Source organism: Maridesulfovibrio sp. (assembly GCF_963666665.1).
Classification (GTDB): Bacteria; Desulfobacterota; Desulfovibrionia; order Desulfovibrionales; family Desulfovibrionaceae; genus Maridesulfovibrio.
This window is the reverse complement of the sequence record NZ_OY762999.1, coordinates 3,671,367-3,691,133: the sequence shown is the minus strand read 5'-3', so window position 1 is coordinate 3,691,133 and position 19,767 is coordinate 3,671,367. Positions and strand designations below refer to the sequence as shown.

The following is a 19,767-nucleotide window of genomic DNA, read 5'->3' as shown; positions in this document are numbered from 1 at the left end:
AATAAACCCCGCCATGCATAAACACAGCGGGGTTTCTTGATAATCAATATTTCCTGTAAAACTTAACCGATCAAAACAGGAAGATTGCGCATGAACTCGCTACCGATACGGGACTGAATGAATTCCGCATGACTCATGAGCCAGTCACCTTCGGCAGAGGAAAGTCCGGCCTGCCGGAGCTGGGCCACGCATTCCACGCAGACAGCTTCAATATTGGCTTCCAGAACCTTAGGATCGTTAGCACCAGCGGCGTTGTATGAATCCATCAGGATCTTCAGCTTGGCCAGCACGCGCTGGGCAGTAGGAAGCCCCTGACAGGCTCGGAAAGACCATTTGTAAAAAAGCATATACTTTTTACTCAGCAAGAACTGCAGGGAAAGCGTAGCTTCCACAAACTTGGACAGAGCCTGCAAGGACGCAACCGCATCACCGCGCTTGGCAGTACGTAGCAGGTTGTACTGCCCGCTCTGGGCCATGGTTCCGCAGCGGGCGGCGATTTTCTTCAAGCGCACATCTTCGGATAGTAATCCAACAGAGCCTGACGGTAGGCGGAAAAATCGCCGCCATCATCGCGAAAGACCTCGTCGTTGGTGCAGGTGGCCAGAAAATGTTCCGGGATGGCAAACCATTCCTCCACGGACTGCGGAGGGCGCTTGTAGCGGGTAAATTTGCTGTAGAATTCTCCGATGCCGAACAATCCGCAACGGCCAATGCGTTTCCCGGGAACCATACGGCTGGGAACGCCTTCAAAAGTCTCGGGCAGAAAATTTAATATCCCCTCCACCCGACCGCGCAGAGCATCCAGTTTATCATCAGGTACCCAGACACAAAATGCCGGACCCCAGTCATGATCCTGTGAATGTTCGTCATCAAAGCCGAAACACTCGGAACCCTCACCAGCCAGCCCGATAGCCAGCTGATCAAGGAGGTCCGCCAGAACTTTTTGCATCATAGGTTCCGCGCAACGGCGGTAGAAGTCTCTTGAAAGCTCAAGTCCCTGAGTCAGGCCAAATCCTCATATCTCATTACGTAAATTTTGTTTTTCAGTCTCAAAGCTGTATACTGAACTCTAAGGCGATCAACAACCTAAGAGGGCCATTTTTTCATATGAAAAAATGGCCCTCAATTATTTTTACACAACATTAGAGTCTTTAAAATACACATTTTAACTACTCAGCATCATCACACCACACAACTCGCCCTTTTTTAAACCAAAAATGAGAGCAACACCCCTTCTGTCTATTGACTGAAGGATGCAAACTAGCTGTATTGTTTTTATGTATTTTAACTCGCCAACACGGTCTCTCGTCAGTAAGGAGGTTCATATACAAAATTTTACCGCATCCACACGGACATAGCATTGCAGCAAACTCAACATATCCATCTTCTTGAACAACGTAGAGGGCTCTCTTTTTGAGCTTTTTGGGAAGCTCCTCTTCTACGACAAAAGTTGAATAACCTGGCAGTACCGAATAAAACCATCGTAGAAATATTCTAAACAACTTCTTTACCTTAAACACTAACGACTCCTTACAGAAAGTTCGGGCATGCCTAACAAAGGGGTAATATCGCCAACACCAACTTTATCACGAAACATAAGGCAAGAATTATCTTCTGGCTCGCCAAAAATTTCCATACTCGACAGACTAAATATAACTTGTGAATATTCTGAGTTGCCCTCTTCCCTGTAGGGATGAAGACGGCTCAACAATTCATTTACCGCGAGAGATGCGCCTAATGTATTCACACTAATCACAGCAGGACTTGTCTCAACAACACCTGAAATGTAACCTTCAGCTTCCTGAGTTGAATATGCCTGAGGGTCAACACGACGCAAACCTGCACTCGAAACATCATCCATGCTAAACAGCCCTCTACTCACAAGACTAGAACGGCCAGGCTGTAAATAATGTATAGTACCGCAAACTTCTCGAATTGCCCCCTGTTCAATACCTGTAGGATCGGCCTCCAAACGTATTCCAATATCAAAGTATGGAAGCATATAGTAAGTCGCTATGGAATTAAGAAGGTAGCGACCATCAACCGAATCCATGCACCCGAAGACAATATCGCATTCAGCTACAGCTTTTACAGATCTTGGATCCCACAAATTATAAGGGATAGCGTTTATATCAGTTTCAATTCCAATTCTGTCTAAAGCGCATTTAGTAAGTTCAACTTTCTTTTTTCCTGCGCTGACATCAGCCATTGTTGAATTATAAATACGGTTAACATTGCGAGCTTCAATTATATCATCGTCGATTAAAGTAAGCCGCTTCACCCCAAGCCGGGCAAGCTGCTCTGCAAGAGGGCTACCTGTCCCTGAGCAACCGACAATAGCAACTGAGAGTTCACGCAACCTCTCAGTTGTCCCCTTGCCAAAAAGTTGTGCGTGCGAAGCAGTAAAATCACATTTACCACGCTCACACTGATGACTATACCAGTAGTGCAAATCATCACCCACAACGTTAATTGAAGTTAAGGGTATTAATTCATTTTTTTTATCCCAAATACGACCAAACATATGCCCATTAACCAGCATTACAGCACTACCGTGGGGCACGTCATTCTCTAAATAACCATTTAGTACAGACAACAAAGCAGAATCACTCTGATCATCAACCTTTGAAAAAGAGGAAAGACCATTCGGATGACTATGAATCTTAACCACGGACAGTCTTTTACCTTCAATTTTGTCCAATAAAGGTTCTATAAGGTCAGTTGACCAAGTAACCGCACAGTCAGACCGAAAGGAGCAGCTAGCATTAGGAACTATAATGACTTCCTGCACTAACAAGCGATGCCGTTTTGCCCCCTTGCATTGGCCACAAACAGCAAATGCGACACCTTCTTTGCCATCTCCTGCATAAAAATGCGCCTTCAATGCTAGATGCTGCTCTTCGGTAAATGTTAAAATGTATTCCTTAGACATCTTATTCAAACTCCCTTTCAAGCCAATCTTCGACAAGAGTCACATGACTTTCCAAATTATCAACACCGGGCCGCCAAGGATTCTGACCAGTTCTGTGTCGAGACCACCGCTGATAACCTTTGCCGTCAATTTCTTGCGTTACCTGTGTCGCATTGATTGCAACACCATCAACTCTAGCCAAAGGGGGATAAAAATACACCATGTCCAACTGTGCATTGGGATAACCAGTTTCCATTCTGACGGCAGCTATAACGTGGCTATGGTTGTATCCTGAACCTGTCGGGAAATTATGAATTAAAATCCATGACGATCCGTCGTTTATGGCCTCCCACGGGAGGCCATATTCATTCAAAAACAGTTTATCTACTTCCAGCAATTCAAAATCTACTCTCATATCCATGATTATCCCTCTGTCTGATCTCGCGGAAGAGCTTTAAACTTTTCAACACCGGGCTTTGTAAGATCAACCTCTTCATCAAGTCTTACTTTCCGCGGCCTTTCACCAGAAATTTTCAACCGCAATGTATAGTTCTCTGCAGGAGTCAAACTTGCGAGCTCTAAAATTTCCCGCCCTGTAAGCTGATCCGTAGTGACTGAGAACTCTTTACCGTTAACTTTAATTTTATACTCAACAACGGGATCTTTCTCGGAAGTATAAAGGCGTTCAATCCCGGTAGGATCAAGGGCAACGGACTCTTCAAGGCTAATCAGCCTGTCAGGCTCACAGCCACGAACCTCAAGCCACAGGCTCGCAGCATCAGGGGCAACTTTTGCCAACCTTAAAACCATCCCGGCCGCAATCGATGCATCTCCCCACTCAAATCGCCTTCCGTTGACTGTAAACCGATAAGATTCTGAGCTTTTGAAACAAAAGAACTCTTCAGTGTCATTTTCACTCAGATCAACTTTTTCGTCTAAGCGGAGCTCTTCAAGCTGTCCGCTCTTCAGAAACTGAAAGATAAGAAATTCATCAACAGGGAACTTCCCAGCAACCTCAAGAAGCTGGCGGCCAGTGACTTTGGGGTCATCGATAGCGAATTCAGTACCATCAATAACAAAGCTGTAATCTTCATCGTGCATAGTGCACTCCTTCCCTAAAAGGGATTTTTCGCGGCAGACTGCCGCAGGTTATAAATATTTTTTCCATTTTTAAGATTTAAATAATAGCTATTTTTTAGCTAGTCAATAGCTTTTTTTTTGATTCTTATAAATTGACAAACTGGCTAAAAGAGTTATAAATGAGAATAAGGAGGAGATATGGCAGCCAAAAAAACAATGACATTAAATCTGACCCCTGAAGAGATGCAGGCCCTGGAAGCCCTGTCAGCTAAAAAAGAATTGAGTAAGACAGCTGTTCTGAGAATGGCCTTGCGTTTCTATCAACTGATGGACACACGGCTAGAGCAAGGCCATAAAATATATTTTGAAGATGAAGAAAAAGAAGAAAAAGCGGAGCTAATTTTCATATGACCAATCAAACCTTCCCAATTTCACTTCTTCACATTCCTACCGACAAACCTGTTGACGCGGAACTACTATGCACAATCGGCAAAGAACAAATTGCCGACTGGAAAAAATTTTGGATACCAGCCAAAAAGGATGGACTCAAAGCTAGCCAGGAGTCTCAGCTCCATAAAAGTATCCCTGGTTCACTTCACTGGGACTGGGACAAAAAAGCTAATCACGCGAATAGTTTTCTTGCATGCTCTGGATACTCAATTGTATGTGAAGGTAGAACAGAAGGACTAATGGTCATAACCAAATCAATTCATTCCGCCAGGCTTGAAAGTCAAAAGGGTAAACCGTTAATATATGTAGACTATATTGAAACGGCCCCTTGGAACATTAAAGGCTTTATGCCTCCTGGAAAATACTCTGGAATTGGATCTATCTTTCTAAATACAGCCATTCAGGTAAGTGTGCATGAAGGATATAAAGGTCGGATAGGGTTACACTCGCTACCCCAAGCAGAAGACTTTTACCGTAAAGCAAGAATGGTGGACTTAGGTAACGACCCTTCATATCAAGGGTTGCGTTATTTTGAAATGACCCCCAAAGAAGCCAAGGCTTTTGCTGCTTAAGGAGAGACTTATGCTATTAAATTTTTCAAAAGAATGGTGCATTAGGAAGGCTAGAGAAGAGTACGGCTACAACATAAATGCTGGTAGCGATCTCTCTTTACGACATACAAATTGCGAATACAATTCTTGCTCCACTACGCAATATGATGGTGCGAGGGTTGCTTTTGGCAAATTAATATTTCAGCTAAGACAAAAAAACAACCTTTCCTATGAAGATCTAGCAAGAAAAGCCAATATAGATTTAAAAGAACTTAAAAACATTGAAATAAACGCATGTTGCATTCCAACACCACGGACAGTTTATACATTAGCCAATTTTTTCAATTTAAATATAACAAAACTATTGCAACTTGCAGGTTTAACAGAAAAAAGAGAAAAAAGAATTGAAGAAAAAGCTTTAGCATTTGCTGCTAGTTCTGAACCTTTAAAAAAACTATCCTCCGAAGAAATCGAAATATTAGAAACTTTTGTTGCTGTATTATCTGAAAAAGAATAACGTCACTGTATGAAAAATATTATCTTGGACGCAAATACGATATCAGATATAGATAAAAGTGTTCACAAAATTCTAAGGGGGCTTGGTAATCCTGAGCCTCCTTTAGATTTATCTACTGTATTAGATTTGCTCAACTTAGATAAACAGTACTACACAAACAATGATGATGGTTTGCTTTCGGAGGTTATCAACCGCTTAACGGTTGCGGGTAAACAAATTCTTCAACACCCTGACTCGCTTTGGAATGCAATACGTAACTTTGATCTCAAAGCACTATATATTCCTGAACAAAAAAGGATATATATCGATGGCGATTTACATAAGATAAAACACCGCTGGAACGAAGCCCATGAAATAGCTCATGAAATAATTCCATGGCACACAGACATACTACTTGGAGATGACAAATATACACTTTCAAACGCTTGCCACGCTCAAATCGAAGCTGAAGCTAATTATGGAGCAGGAAGATTACTATTTCTGGGAAAACACTTTGAGTCTGCAGCCAATGACTATGACACACGATTTAAAAGTATTTTAGACCTACACAACCTTTATAACAACTCAATTACTACAACTTTTTGGCGTTTTATCGAATGTACACATACTGAAAGTAAAATGTTCGGAATGATTTCAGAACATCCATACTATCCTAAATCCCCAATTGATCCAAGTGCTCCTTGTGAATATTTCATCCAATCACAATCTTTTGCAGACGAATTTTCTGCAGACATAATAAACATATACAAGCAGATAGAAAGCTGCTGCTCATACAGACGGCAACAAATTATTGGAGAAGGAATAATACAAATCGAAAATACTAACGGACAAGTTTATGATTTTTCCATTGAAATTTTCTGCAATTATTACCAAGCCCTAACTCTTGGACGCTGCATTGGAGAACACAAATCTATATTCACTATTCCCGGCCAAATTTAGCTACTAAAATACAGTCACAAGCATATAATTATTCTGTTAGCAGCATAGAATCCATTACTTAAAAATTTCATCATCCCACTCTTTCAGACTTACCCGTTGAGCTTCAACTATTTCTTCTGGAGTCAATTTAAGTTCGAGCTCGGTTCGACTAGAAGCTGCTTCCTCCACACCAACGGCAGCAGCAATATTCAAGTACTTGTAAAGATAAACACCATCAGCAACCGTACATATATTTTTACGATAAAGCTGAAAAAGAGGTATGACACTCTCTATATGCCCACTTTCGAGAGATTGTAGGAACCATTTTACCGCAAGTTCATAGTTCTTTGGCGTACCAAGGCCTTCATAGTACAAACTACCAAGCTTATAATAAGCTTGAATATAATTATTCTCAGCGGCCGTTTTAATTTTCTTATATGCAATTACATAATTTTGCTGACACCCATTTCCATTAAGATACTTTATACCCAATTCATATGTTGCATATTTATGCTTAAAATTTTCAGCAAAAGAATAATATTCAAAAGCTCCTTCTGGATCATCGGGAATCCCTTTTCTTTGTTCAAACAAGCCATTAAGCCAAAAAAAAGCTTTTATTTTAGCTTCCTTCAAAGCACACTTTGAAAGGACTTCATAAGCTTTAACAAACTCTTCTTTTTTCAAATATTCTTTTGCCTGTTCTAAAAGACTGAGTTCATCATTCATTAACTTTCTCCCCTTGAGAAGGCCCAATAAACACGCAAATAAATCCACCGCACTCGTTTATAGAGCACTATGGCAAATTCTACGAGACACAAAGGAACTTAGAGATCGGTTCCCCACATCTTCACAGCAGTCCCAACCAGCCGCGCCGCCCATCTTTTGGGCAAAGAATCCTTATTCTGATTTGCGGCATTGTCATGTCTCCGGCAATGCGCCAGTCGAACAATCTTCCACGATCCAGACAAACGCTTAATATCGTCATCATTGACTCGCCCTGAGAAGGCCGCGATTCGACGTAAAAGGTCTATTAAAACCTCTTCGGCACCAGTTTGGACATCATCCTGTAGCGGAGTAAATAAAATCGTTTTAAGGGCTTTTCCGCCGGTTCGCTCCGGCTCCAGAATATAAACAGGCCGTTTACCTTCCTTCTTAAGCTCAACAACACCGCACAGCCTGCGCCGAGTGCCCGCGAAGGAGAAATTTCTTCCTCTCGGTAAAAACACTGTAGAGTGCGAAACATCTAAATCTCTGGACATCATTGGCATCAACGCCACAGCATCAGTAAAATCTTGCAAAGCGTTGTCAGGAAGATCATGACACACTTCAAGCCCCTTATACTCAATTGACTTAAGCTTACTGCTCGCATAAGCGCGAGATCTTCCAGAACTAACTTTTTTAATTTTCGAAGTTTTGTCATTGCCTTGGTCAGGACCGCCACTGGCCGGCTTACCGCCTTCACTATTACTTCTGCTAGAAGTCGTAGACTCAAAGTAATCTTTACGGATCTTTGCCCTATTCTTGAACGCAGCAAAAGTCTTAGGCGAACGAAGAATTCCTTCAGGCCCTCCTGCGGAAGGAGGCTCATCAACTCCAATAATAAACTCCGTGCCGCCACCGGACCGGGAGCCAGCCACGCGCCCTTTTCCGGATGTCACATCAGTAACTTCTTTAATTGATGGATGCCTATACACTAACTCTTTAAAGAAATACTCCAAGCCACCAATAGACTCAATCTCGGACACAATAAATTTATTACCGCATGAGATGCCGCGGAGATTCAATTTGCAATCAATTATCTGCGGAAGAGATAAGCAAAGCTGAACACCCCAGCCTTGGGAACGTCCGATTCGTTGCTTCATTACATCTGCATAAATTGAATTCCATGAGTTCAAAATCTGGGGGGTCGCAACAATCCAAGCTAAAAATTCTGCAAAATCATCATTCACCAAACTAGTAGGAATTAATTTTGTAAAGTTGAGTTCAAACAGAGGACTATCACAGGATAAAGGACGCTGATAAAGTCTATCTATCCCTGACGGCTGCATAAGGGCTTCGCACAAGACTTTATGATGCAGAAAAAGAGCACGGATCAACTCGACAGCGGGAATTATATACTCAACACCATCGACCCGATATATCAAAACCTTCTGACGCATGAATTCACTCTCGTAAAACAAATGAATTTCTGTACCGACAGCATCCACTGTATTTGAGATTTCGACAAATGAAAGGTCAGGAATCGTAACATTTTTATGTTCAAAAGCCGCTTTATTCGAAGGCGTTGACACCTTCCCATTCAGATACGTCTGACCAAGCCTATGGACAATGATCTCGGCGAAAGGAACTTTTTCAAAGAAAATTTTATCCGCAACAACATCAAGAAATCCAATATTTATAAATCCGCCACTGTTTAAGACAAAGGTATCACCATACCAGTAGACTCGAACTTCCCCCCGGTCTTTTAAATATTTAAAAGTGGTTCTCTGCATATAAATCCATCCGAATAGGTTTTGAGTGCTAATGAAACAGCCTTCTCCAAGTCAGGCTTAACCGGAGTTTTCAGACCGGCCAGACGAACAATTTCCCAATCTTTTGACCTGCGGCCGGCACAATACTCTGTGCGTGCAATATGAAAAATGCGCCGTACTTGAAAATTTTCAACAGATTCCAACCGTTCCTTTAAAAACGCTTTGGTCCGAGGGTAATAATCCAACTTATGCTCTAAATTTGCCAAGCATCCCAGCCTCTTTCCAATCCGCGATATGGTAACTCTACGAAGAGGAATCTCCATATGAATATCAATTACAGCTTGTCGAACAGCTTTAAGCATTTCCGTGTCACGCCGCTCCCAATTCACATGTCCGGGACTGCCTTGGCTTTGAAGCAGGGCAGGAGAATTCTCACTAAGCCATTGTTTGTCGTGTCGGTACAGCCACGTATAAAGTTTGGGATTCAGCTTTCTTAGCTGAGTTTTCGAAAAACCTGAATTTGCGTCCTGCAGCATTAGCCACATCTCTCGATTCGTTTTCCGTTGCTGATGGGGAGGGACATACTTTGGATACACACATATCTTGGGCAATTTCTTTTTCCGTGCGTCAGGCAGGGCATTCAGAAATTGACTAAATAAGAAATGCCGCACTGGAGAAAAAGACTTTCTGTGCTTCCTTGAAATAGCCTTCAGCCAGCAGGAATCATTCGAAATATCAACAGTGGAAAATAGGATTTCCAACAACTCACTGGGGTAATAACTCGAAAAGGAGTCAAATAGCTTCTCCTGAGAAACAGAGTCGCGCCCCTTTATAAAGCCTTTCTTCTTGAGGAGGGCAAAATATCTTGCTGTTCGTTTCTCGTGGGGCTCGGTACGAATTTCATCAGCAACAATCCTTTGGTAGGCACGGGCTATGTCATCAAAGACATTAGGATCGTTTTCATAAACAGACAGCCTGAAATCCTTGCCTACTCTGCAATTACGCCTCGTTGCGGCAATAAACGCATGACGATTCCTTTGAGTCACTGCAACCAGACTCTCGTGTAAAGGAAGAATATGCTCATGGCAGCCCAAGACTCCCGGCAATTGATGCAATCGACGCCAATAAGTCTCACCGTATCTCGCGAAATCAGAATCCAGACATGCAGGACAAAATTTCAACACACCCGGCAACTCAACCGAATTTGCAGCAGTACCAAGGAGAACATTTAACGCTCCGCCTCGATTATTCAGGGATGATTCATAGGCCCTCTGAGCCACTTCAGGAGTCGTATAGGCCGTAAAAAATGGTAGGAAGGTGTGGTTGTGAACAAGATCTTGTTCTGAATACGGGAACAAATGCTTGATACGCTGATGCAACTGTCGAATATGGCTTTGAAAATACACCGAAGCAGTTACATCTTTTTTGGCAAATAAAGCCCGACAGGCTCGCTTATAACTTCGCTCGCACGTATGACGCCTGAACCTTGCAAGAAGGCTGTATAAAATTTCATCAGGATAAGGGTGAGGAAAGTAAGCAATCATTGATATAGATCAAAATCATTCTTTGGATGCTTTATCACCCCGGTCTCGTCCAAAATTTCATATACACCAATATCCTCATCCTCGGCTTCATAATACCCCCGCAAAAGATCATCAACTTCGAGATCCTGTGGTTCAACTTTCTTGAGAGGATTTTGTTTTTTCTTCTTACCTTCAGCTAAAGAATTATCGGTCAAAAATTCATAAGCCACATGACTCAGTCGAAAAGACGATGCATCAGGTACCATTTCCACAGCTTTCTTTAAGGCACCCAGAATATCTTCTGCATTATACCCATCCTCCGCTAGCAAATAAAAAGCGTTTGCTAATTCAGGTGGAATATGGAGCTGGGATGGCTGCGAAGTGCTTGCATTAAAAGCTGTAGGGGCAGTGTGCTGAATAAAATCAGTCAAAATATCATCATAGCGAAAGAGGGCATCTTCATCATTATTTTTTAAGGCTGTAATCATGGGTTGAACATCTGACATTTTTTCCTTTGCCACATGACTAATCAATTTTGCGGAAAGCTTTTCATATGAGGTTGAAATCGCTCGATGCTGTGCAAGCCTGAAAAGAGAGGTTAACAGGGCTAATATCCCCTGACTTTCATCATACAATACATCTTTTATCTCTTCAGTCAGTGATCCCGGATTTTTTACCCATTGGTATTTCCATAAATTCTTCAGTAACTCCTGCCAATCTGGATCATCCTTTGCAAACCGAGGGAACCTATAACTACCGGCCCCACTAGCTCTACGGGCTTGTCTCAGATTGTTTTGCAATAAAGGAAGGGCCTTAGGTGTCCCAACTAAAACAATCGGTACGTTAACAGTATTGGAAAGTGTTACAAAAAAGTTCATCATCTTGGTAGATTCACTTTCTCTACACGACATCAGATGCTGAATCTCATCTATCACAAGGAGTCCGATACAATGAAGATTTGAAACAGAAGCCATATGCGCCAACATTTCATCCGGAGTTTTTCCTCTGGAAGCATAATCAGTGCAATATTGAGTTTTCAATAGAGAATCAACAGCTAAAAAGAAACTCATACAAAGCTGCTTCAAAGATCCAACGCTTGGACAATCGATTTTCAGCCATACAATTTGATGTATACCATAGTCAGGATGGACGATAACCTTCTTATACAGAGAGAGAACCTTTAAACAGGCCTCGGTCTTTCCTGAGCCTGAATTTCCAATAATAGAAATGCATTCCGCCGTGGACGGAAGTGACTTTTCTATATAGGTATGATCTTTTCTTCGAACCCGTTCATAGCCATCATTGAGCTGTTTTACATGTGCGGACGAAGCTGGGTTACGGTTCAGATAGCCGCCACGAATCATGGTAGAAATTTGTTCCTGCAACTCAAAATGATGAGGGAAGGCTTCAAAAAAATCCCTAATTCTGGAAAGGTAGTGAATCCTTATAGATGCAGGATGGTTTCGCTCTATCTCATCGAAAGCAGGCCTTGACGGAAGAACTTCCAGAGCATCCTCTTCGCTGAGAATGTCCGGTAGAGCCTCAATTAAAGGAACTCCTCTGTATTCAGGAACAATTTGTTCACGATACTGAGCGATTTCAAATGAATCCAAGCAATTATCTTTCATTCTCTTCCCGCTCCTTTATAATTATCTGCCGCTTCTCACGGTTAGGATATGAAAAGTCTTCTTCAACTTCTTCCTGAGCAATAGAAATTACAGGAGCTTTCTGTCCTCTGAATTTACGCTCTGTCAGAACCATTGCATCGTCAGCCCGCGATAACTTCTTTTCCTTTTCGCGGTTCTCCCTGATGTTACTAACACGCTCTGATTTACTTCGTGTTTCAGGCCCGCTTTGGACTTGCCTAGCTTGGGCAGACCGGGCAATTTCAAGCAGTTGAGCATCAAGATTAACTTGAGCAGTCAACTCTTCTCTTTTTCGTCTGGCAACACCTTGTTTTTCTTTCTTCTGCAGCTCTTGCAAATCCCATAACGACATATTCTCAAAAGCTCGACTTTTCGAAGTCAAATTGCAAACATCAAATTCAAGCCGGTCCTTCTGCGGGATATAGAGATGGCTCATATTCCGTGGGTCATAAGCCACATCAATTGTCCAGCTTTTCTTGCCCGCCTGGACATACCATCCTTTCTCCAGAGCTTTGGCGCAGTGGTAGTAATTCCCTTTAAAGACTATTCCTTTTCGGGTTACCTTGGCAGAAGATCGAGGCAACAAATGAGCTTTGATTACATTTTCAGAATATGTTCTCAGGGTGCCGGATCTGTTGGCAATTCCCCAATTCCATAATTCGATGGGGATAGCCGGGACACCCTCGACCATCATTTCAAAATCCTTATCGTACTTAGTTATTTCATGAGAGTTATTGTGAAAAAGAATACAACGGATAAATGCCTGAGTAAAATCTTCGATTGTAACATTAGCACTCAATCTATAATCTTTTGCACCTCGTTGCATGAAATCCTTATCGATGGTCCCGCTCAAATGTCTTTTGAAAGTCGCTTGGATTGTACGGAAATGCCTTTCAACAATCCCTTTACAATCCGCACGATACGAGCCCGTATTTTCTACCCTGACAGAAAAAGCCTCGATAAAATTCTCAATCTGCTTAGCTTTCAATTCAGCATTATCAGCTAGGATCGCATCGGGAACATGAAAGCTTGGCCACTGATCCGAACGAATATCAATTCCGTAAGATTTACAAAACTCAACCTTATCAGTCATTGCGTTGACCAATGCTTCTGCAGCAGTAAGATGTGAAGCGTTTTCCACCCCAATGTATAACCCCACAACCATCCTGCTGAACACATCGATCACTTCATAAATGACAGGCCTACCAATTATCTTTTTCGAATCTAATTTGGAGACAAGATAAATATCACCGACAGTCGAATCGATCTGAAAAATAGCACCTGGGCCATAAACTTCCGCATTAGAAGTTCCTAAAATTGGACGATGGTCTTTTTCATAGTTTTTATCGCCCTTCCTGCCACGGAGTTCTGCTTCCAGATCGCATTCCTTTTTATACCAATATTTAAACTGCCTTAATGTAGGCATTGATTCATGTCTGGGCTGTAGCTCACCATGGCAATCAACATCAGAGAAATAAACTCTAATCATGTCTTTATAAGCGTCGGTAAAAGTTCCCTCGGGATTCTTCTGGTAAAAACTACGAGCAGATTTCCTGAAAATATTCTTTATTTGTGAATCGACATTAACCCCTTGCACCACATCAAATATTCGCGGCCTTCCCCTCTTCGGCTTTCCCTGTCCATCACTTATATGAGCTGTCCCGGAATTTTTGTAGTCAGGCAAAACTGCCATTTTAGACAACCCGCGCTGCCAATATCTACGAATAGTGCGTGTCAAGGTAAGACGGGTTACCAACTCCGAATCCCAATATAATTTTATAAGCCGGTTCCGTTTCTTTTTCTCAAACACATCCGGCACAACTGAAACAATAGGCTTGATCACACTCCACAATAACGTCTGCTTTTTCCTCCACTTATCTGGTATCTCGTCAGCTTTGATATGATTTGAATATTTATCTGCAATCGAAAAATCAGCATTTTCAGCATCAATCTCATCTCGAACCTGTTCAGCATCAAATCTCTCCGGCCAAGCCTTTTCTGAATCAATATCAATGGCAAAGAAATAACTGTTATCTGGATTCACCCACAAAATTCGGAAAGACTCATCCTGATCTTTGAGCCTAAAAATTTCATTTTTAAGGAATACTTTCATATAGCATCCCTCCATTCCTGCCAGCCTCCGACAGGAGTAAAAGCCATCAGCGGCACATCTTTTGAGCAATCAACAGTCAGATCAAAACGAATCAGCTTCTTCGCGACCAAATAGTAAAATAAAGCCCTGCAATCCCCCGCAGACATATCCAGTCCCTTACTTATCTCAGCAAGCAAGGCGCTTACATTTACATGATGCTGCACTTGTAAACCGACAAATATCCGCTCAAGCGCATCATCAATAACTAGGGAATCTTTTAAGTTCTCGCCGAGGATTCCCTTCGAATGTAAACTCATAATATTTGTTGCAACCGTCTTCGAAATTTGCCGCTCTGTGACAATCCCCCAATCAATTCCACGAGACTTCCAATAACGGCGTTCAATTTCAAACTTTTCTAATACTCTTTTATTATTTAACTTCTCTGAAGGCTTTATTGTCCTGGCGAGGTAATCCTGCTTTCCGTTGCGCTCTACAGTAATGAAAAAGTCCGTAGTCAAAGGGATCTGTACTTTTGTATGGGGATCACAGGGGTGACGAATCCCTCTTTCTGCAGCAATCGAAATTGTTTCCTCCAAAGGCAGCAAAGGATATTGCTCACGGATATCAATCACTTCATCTGCCCATTCCAGATAGAAAAAGTAATTTCTTTCAAGCTGGGATAACAAATGATGCAGCCGTCCGGTTTTCCAACCAACAGGCCTAACAGTATTAGAATTTGCAGCAATATCCTGAACAGTCAGCCAAGGCTTATAGTCAGCCCCTGTCCCTTTTCCACGGCCTTCGTCCAAAAATCTCTGGATCTTCTTCTCGTCAAATGAATATTTTTTCCTCGCCATAAAAAAGCCTTCCTTTGGAAATGATTTTCATCATACCAATGGAAGGCTATTTTTATCAAACTATTTTTACTTTTATCAGACTAATTGTTTTTTTATCAAACTAATTGTCTTTTTATCAAACTTCATTGTCTGTCCACACCTAACTCGCAACCAAGGAGAGTAATCGGTTCCACGTCCAGAACCACGCCCTTCTTTGATCCACTTCTTGATCTTTACCTCTGTTAAGCCATTACTTCTTTTTGACATAGGAAAGCCGCTCCTGTTTTAGACCATATTTTCAGTCTAACAGAAGCGGCCTTAGTTAACAACTTTATTACTTAGTAAAGAACTTTAATACTCAGTAAAGAACTTTATTACTCTCCCACAATATTTTGTTAATTATTTCAACAATTTATTCGACAGTGACCGATTTTGCCAAATTCCTAGGCTGGTCAACATCCTTGCCGAGGTAGTCGGCAGTTTCGTAGGCGAAGAGCTGCAGGGCCGGGAGAGCGATGAAGGTGTTCAGCGGACCCCAAACTTCGGGCAGGGACCAGCGATGTTCGACATCAAGGTCAACACCGGGGTTGGTCAGCGCGATGATCTCGCCGCCACGGGCCTGAACCTCTACGAGGTTTGACTTTACCTTGGGGAAAAGGTCGTCATTGAGAGCCATGGCAAAGGTGGGAAACTTAGGATCGATGAGCGCGATGGGACCGTGCTTCATCTCACCGGACGCATAGCCTTCAGCGTGGATATAAGAAATTTCCTTAAGCTTAAGCGCACCTTCAAGGGCCAGCGGGAAGTAAAGTCCCCGGCCAAGAAAGAAAAAGCTGTTGGCTTCGGAATACTCGCGGCTCAATTCCTGTGCACGGCTACGCATTTCAGGCAGGGCGGTCTCCAGAATTGAAGGAATGCTGCGCATATCCGCAGCAGCGCGACTGTAGGTAGCATCATCAATCACACCCTTCTTCTTGCCCCAATAGAGGGCCAGCAGCAGGAGAGCAGTCAACTGGCTACACATGGCCTTGGTGGAAGCTACGCTGATCTCAGGTCCGGCCTGAGTGTACATGACGTAATCAGACTCACGGGCTACGCTGGAACCGACTACGTTACACAGACCGATTATGGACAGCCCTTTCTCCTTAGCCAGCTTGATTCCGGCAAGAGTGTCCGCGGTTTCACCGGACTGGCTGATTGCCAGAGCCACACCGCCCTTGGAAAGCAAAGGATCGCGGTAACGGAACTCGGAAGCAATCTCTACCTCCACGGGAATCTTGGCCCACTGCTCAATGAGATATTTACCCCATAGTCCGGCATGGTAGGAAGTACCGCAGGCAATGATATGTAATCTTTCCGGCGGCTCCATACCTTCTACTTCCGGCAGGATAATTTCATTCTTGGCCTGATCTACACGCCCAGCCAGGCAGTCGGAAATAACCTTGGGCTGTTCAAAAATTTCCTTGATCATGAAGTGCTTGTATCCGCCCTTCTGCGCGGCCTGCACATCCCAATTGATAGTCTTGATTTCCTTTTCTACCGGATCAAGGGTCTCGGCATTGAAAACTTCCCATGAAGAGGAAGTGATCTTGACCAGTTCGCCGTCTTCAATGAAAACCACCTCACGGGTGTAGGGCAGGAAGGCGGGAATATCGGAAGCAACAAAGTTTTCACCAACACCGACCCCCATAACCATGGGACTGGCAACGCGTGCAGCGTAAACTGTTCCCGGTTCGTCAATAGAGACCACGGCAATGGCGTACGCACCTTCAACCTGCTTCAAGGCCCATGAAATGGATTCCAGCATGGAAGGATTGTGTTTAAGGCCCTCGGCAATGAGGTTGCAGAGCACTTCAGAGTCAGTATCGGAGCGGAATTCGTACCCTTTGGCGAGAAGCTCAGTCTTGATTTCCTGATAGTTCTCAATGATTCCGTTATGGATCATAGCAATTTTCTTTTCATGATCCAGATGGGGATGGGCATTGCGTTCAACAGGTATGCCGTGTGTGGCCCAACGGGTATGGCCTACGCCGAATGTGGAGTTGGTCACGTTTTTCTGGGCCAGCTTTTCATCAAGGGCGGCCAGTTTGCCTTCGGCCCGAACCAGCTCGATTTCCTTGTTCTGTACAGTGGCAACACCCGCAGAATCGTAGCCGCGGTATTCAAGACGTCTCAAGCCTTCAACGATAAGGGGAACAGCAGGACGGTGCCCGGCGTATCCGATAATTCCACACATATATAATCTCCATTAATTGGATGCGCTTCGCGCTATTTGACAAAAGATTTCGCCCCCGGCGACTTAAACCCTTTTTGTAAAAAGGGTTTAAGAATCCCAAAAACTTTTAGTTAGCTTCGCTACCGCAAGTGACAAAACGTTTTAAATCTAAATAAATTTATCTGCTGATTTTCTCTTGGAAATCTGCCCATTGTTCCATGAGCGCACGCAGGGCCTTGCCCCGGTGAGAGCGGGCATTCTTGGTTTCGCGGGTCATTTCCGCTGCAACGCAACCTAGCTCGGGATCAAAGAAAAGTGGATCGTAGCCAAAGCCCTGTTTTCCGGTCAGTTCAAAGGCTATACGCCCTTCCCACTCACCCCGGCTCTGGATGCGGATATTATCAGGAGTAGCAGCCACCATGACACAGACAAAACGGGCGGTACGCTCTTCTTCGGCCACACCGTCCAGCTCTTCCAGCAGCTTGGCATTATTCTTTTCGGGAGTAGCATTCTCACCGCTGTAACGGGCTGAATAAACACCGGGACGTCCGCCGAGTGCATCAACTTCAAGGCCGGAATCATCCGCTACAGCCACCAGCCCGGTCAGGTTGGCAACAGTCTGGGCCTTGATAATTGCATTTTCAAGAAAGGTTTCACCCGGCTCGGGAATTTCACCGATTTCAGGAAATTGATCCAGACCTTTCACTTCCAGACCCAGATCTTTAAGAAGCTCATTAAACTCAGCAATTTTGCCTTTATTAGAAGTGGCAAGAACAACTGTTTTCAAAACAATCTCCCGTAAATATTATCTAATTTTGAAATTTAACTGGCTAAAAACAATTAGGGAGTGCAAGAGGCCTATAGCCGTTAGGCAAGAAGCTTTGCTTCGAGTTTTACGGATACAGAGAGCATAGCGGATTATCCCCTTTGCCCGCCGAAGGCGAAATGCGACCATCAAAAGCGCGATAGCGCATCAAAATTATGTTTTGAGACTAATACGCTGTAGAAGCTGTTTAGGCAACCGGAGCTTTACGCAACAGCAGGGCAACGCTGGTCCCCTTACCCGGACGGCTGGCAAGTTCCACTCCGCCGCCGAATTCTTCCATTATTTTCTTAACCATAGGCAGACCGAGGCCATTTCCATTTACCTTACTGGAATAAAAGGGATCAAAGACATGGCTGCGGATGTCATCGGAAATTCCGGGGCCGCTGTCACGAACTTCCAGCCAGACATGCTTCCCGCTTATGCCGCTGGAGATTTTAAGCCTGCCACCGTCCGGCATGGCCTCCATGGAATTCTTGACCAGATTGATCAAGCACTGACGTACCTGTTCAGCTCCGCCAACTCCCAGTGGGTGAAAGGGATCAAGATCCATTTCCACTTCAATTTCCTGCAACTGGCAGCCAAGGGAAAGAAGCTGCATGGCATCCGCTGCCACCCGGTTAACGTCAATATTGTTTTTCTCCACATCCCTTGAGCGCACAAAACTGAGGATGCTTTTGAGCAAACGGTCCAGCCGCTGGGCCTCTTCAAGAATAATCTGAATCTTCTCACGACCGGCGGAATCGATGCTCTCATCATTGATCAGCACCTTGGCAAAGCCGCCCATAGCCATCAGCGGATTGCGGATTTCATGGGCAATGTAGGCGGAAAGTTCACCAACCGTCGCCATACGCTCGGATTGCTGCAAACGCTGCTCGATCATGGTCCGCTCGGTGATATTCCGGCAGATGATCACCAGTTGAATTACATTGTCACTGCCCTCTTCAATGATGGGATAAGCATAGAGGCGATAATATTGCATTTTGCCATGCTCATCACTCTCGGAAAACATCAATTCTTTATTGTCACGCGGCATGGCCGGGACATCAATAAGGCCATCCTTAACCGGACAAATGGACGACAGTGACTCATAAAATTTAAGAGGATTATTACCTTGAAGATCGTAGATGGGTTTTCCGGCCCGCTCGGAAAAATGGTTATTACAATCCAGAATAAGGCCATCAGGACCGACAATCATGATATCTTCAGGGAACTGGTCCACAACGGATTTGAACAGGGCCTGCGTCTGCATAAGATTGGCCTTACAAGCAATCCATAAACGGTCAGTGGCGTGCAGGCGCAGGAAAAAACGTGCAGCAGGTAGTTCTACAAGTGCAACTTCCGGAGGCAGGGACGAACGCAAACGCCCGACCAGCTCCGGCTCACCGGAAAGCTCAAAAACCATTTCTATGGATGGATGAGCGGAGAGCATGGAATCAACATCCGCATAAAGAGGAAAATCATGGCCTTCCTGCAGAGGGCTGCCGGACTCATCTATGATAACTCCGGCTTCAATACTTATACCTGCGGCCTCGCGGCTGCTTTCGTGCAGCAGCAACGAAAGAGCGGAAAGCGCAAAGGACCGTCCTACAATTCCGATGCAGTCTTTTTTTATACTAATAAAATCTTCAAGCATTACTGCCCCATCCCACCCCTCGGTTTGAAAAGTATTTCCAAGATAAACTATTTTCCACAAAATGGGTAATCTTGAATGGCATTAATTAGCTCTTTGCA

At 43.7% G+C, this 19,767-nt stretch carries 17 protein-coding genes and 1 pseudogene; 4 read left to right on the top strand and 14 right to left on the bottom strand.

Features of this window, described 5'->3' with window-relative positions; translation table 11 throughout:
• Window positions 1-62 precede the first annotated feature (62 nt).
• From ACKU40_RS16985 to ACKU40_RS16965, 5 genes and pseudogenes are all read right to left on the bottom strand, one after another.
• Window positions 63-730 (bottom strand): annotated as a pseudogene (locus ACKU40_RS16985) (DUF4037 domain-containing protein).
• A 439-nt stretch (window positions 731-1,169) separates the two neighbouring features.
• Window positions 1,170-1,325, bottom strand: coding sequence for a DUF6527 family protein (locus tag ACKU40_RS16980; protein ID WP_407944339.1), 156 nt, complete (start codon window positions 1,323-1,325; stop codon window positions 1,170-1,172).
• A gap of 194 nt (window positions 1,326-1,519) precedes the next feature.
• Window positions 1,520-2,932: a ThiF family adenylyltransferase gene (locus ACKU40_RS16975; RefSeq protein ID WP_320173972.1), complete on the bottom strand. Its 1,413-nt coding sequence runs from the start codon at window positions 2,930-2,932 to the stop codon at window positions 1,520-1,522.
• A 1-nt stretch (window position 2,933) separates the two neighbouring features.
• Entirely contained in the window at window positions 2,934-3,332 is a 399-nt protein-coding gene (locus ACKU40_RS16970; protein WP_320173971.1) for an E2/UBC family protein, read from the bottom strand.
• Window positions 3,333-3,334: 2 nt separating this feature from the next.
• Window positions 3,335-4,012: a multiubiquitin domain-containing protein gene (locus ACKU40_RS16965; protein ID WP_320173970.1), complete on the bottom strand. Its 678-nt coding sequence runs from the start codon at window positions 4,010-4,012 to the stop codon at window positions 3,335-3,337.
• A 177-nt stretch (window positions 4,013-4,189) separates the two neighbouring features.
• On the opposite strand from ACKU40_RS16965, the gene ACKU40_RS16960 reads away from it, so the two are divergent.
• From ACKU40_RS16960 to ACKU40_RS16945, 4 genes are read left to right on the top strand one after another with little or no spacing between them, the layout of a single operon-like run.
• A complete protein-coding gene (locus ACKU40_RS16960) occupies window positions 4,190-4,402 on the top strand; it encodes a hypothetical protein (RefSeq protein WP_320173969.1) in 213 nt (70 codons plus the stop codon).
• Window positions 4,399-5,013, top strand: a complete 615-nt coding sequence (locus tag ACKU40_RS16955; protein ID WP_320173968.1) for a hypothetical protein — start codon at window positions 4,399-4,401, stop codon at window positions 5,011-5,013. The genes ACKU40_RS16960 and ACKU40_RS16955 overlap by 4 nt, the downstream gene beginning before the upstream one ends.
• Before the next feature lie 10 nt (window positions 5,014-5,023).
• Window positions 5,024-5,509 (top strand): helix-turn-helix transcriptional regulator, encoded by a 486-nt coding sequence (locus tag ACKU40_RS16950; protein WP_320173967.1) that lies wholly within the window; start codon window positions 5,024-5,026, stop codon window positions 5,507-5,509.
• A 9-nt stretch (window positions 5,510-5,518) separates the two neighbouring features.
• Window positions 5,519-6,448, top strand: coding sequence for a hypothetical protein (locus ACKU40_RS16945; RefSeq protein ID WP_320173966.1), 930 nt, complete (start codon window positions 5,519-5,521; stop codon window positions 6,446-6,448).
• 54 nt (window positions 6,449-6,502) lie between these two features.
• Here the strand turns inward: ACKU40_RS16945 and ACKU40_RS16940 are convergent, their stop codons facing one another.
• The 9 genes from ACKU40_RS16940 to ACKU40_RS16900 form a co-directional block, all read right to left on the bottom strand.
• Window positions 6,503-7,153: a tetratricopeptide repeat protein gene (locus ACKU40_RS16940; protein WP_320173965.1), complete on the bottom strand. Its 651-nt coding sequence runs from the start codon at window positions 7,151-7,153 to the stop codon at window positions 6,503-6,505.
• A 98-nt stretch (window positions 7,154-7,251) separates the two neighbouring features.
• Window positions 7,252-8,919, bottom strand: coding sequence for a hypothetical protein (locus ACKU40_RS16935; protein ID WP_320173964.1), 1,668 nt, complete (start codon window positions 8,917-8,919; stop codon window positions 7,252-7,254).
• Window positions 8,892-10,442 (bottom strand): TnsD family Tn7-like transposition protein, encoded by a 1,551-nt coding sequence (locus ACKU40_RS16930; RefSeq protein ID WP_320173963.1) that lies wholly within the window; start codon window positions 10,440-10,442, stop codon window positions 8,892-8,894. Before ACKU40_RS16930 ends, ACKU40_RS16935 begins: the two co-directional genes overlap by 28 nt.
• Complete coding sequence (locus tag ACKU40_RS16925) at window positions 10,439-12,049, bottom strand: ATP-binding protein (protein ID WP_320173962.1); 1,611 nt, start codon at window positions 12,047-12,049, stop codon at window positions 10,439-10,441. The genes ACKU40_RS16930 and ACKU40_RS16925 overlap by 4 nt, the downstream gene beginning before the upstream one ends.
• Window positions 12,039-14,180, bottom strand: a complete 2,142-nt coding sequence (locus ACKU40_RS16920; protein WP_320173961.1) for a Mu transposase C-terminal domain-containing protein — start codon at window positions 14,178-14,180, stop codon at window positions 12,039-12,041. The genes ACKU40_RS16925 and ACKU40_RS16920 overlap by 11 nt, the downstream gene beginning before the upstream one ends.
• A complete protein-coding gene (locus ACKU40_RS16915) occupies window positions 14,177-15,016 on the bottom strand; it encodes a TnsA endonuclease N-terminal domain-containing protein (RefSeq protein WP_320173960.1) in 840 nt (279 codons plus the stop codon). Before ACKU40_RS16915 ends, ACKU40_RS16920 begins: the two co-directional genes overlap by 4 nt.
• 391 nt (window positions 15,017-15,407) lie before the next feature.
• Complete coding sequence (gene glmS / locus ACKU40_RS16910; RefSeq protein WP_320173959.1) at window positions 15,408-17,231, bottom strand: glutamine--fructose-6-phosphate transaminase (isomerizing); 1,824 nt, start codon at window positions 17,229-17,231, stop codon at window positions 15,408-15,410.
• Between the two features lie 157 nt (window positions 17,232-17,388).
• Window positions 17,389-17,997 (bottom strand): XTP/dITP diphosphatase, encoded by a 609-nt coding sequence (locus tag ACKU40_RS16905; protein ID WP_320173958.1) that lies wholly within the window; start codon window positions 17,995-17,997, stop codon window positions 17,389-17,391.
• Between the two features lie 226 nt (window positions 17,998-18,223).
• Entirely contained in the window at window positions 18,224-19,669 is a 1,446-nt protein-coding gene (locus ACKU40_RS16900; RefSeq protein WP_320173957.1) for an ATP-binding protein, read from the bottom strand.
• Window positions 19,670-19,767 lie beyond the last annotated feature (98 nt).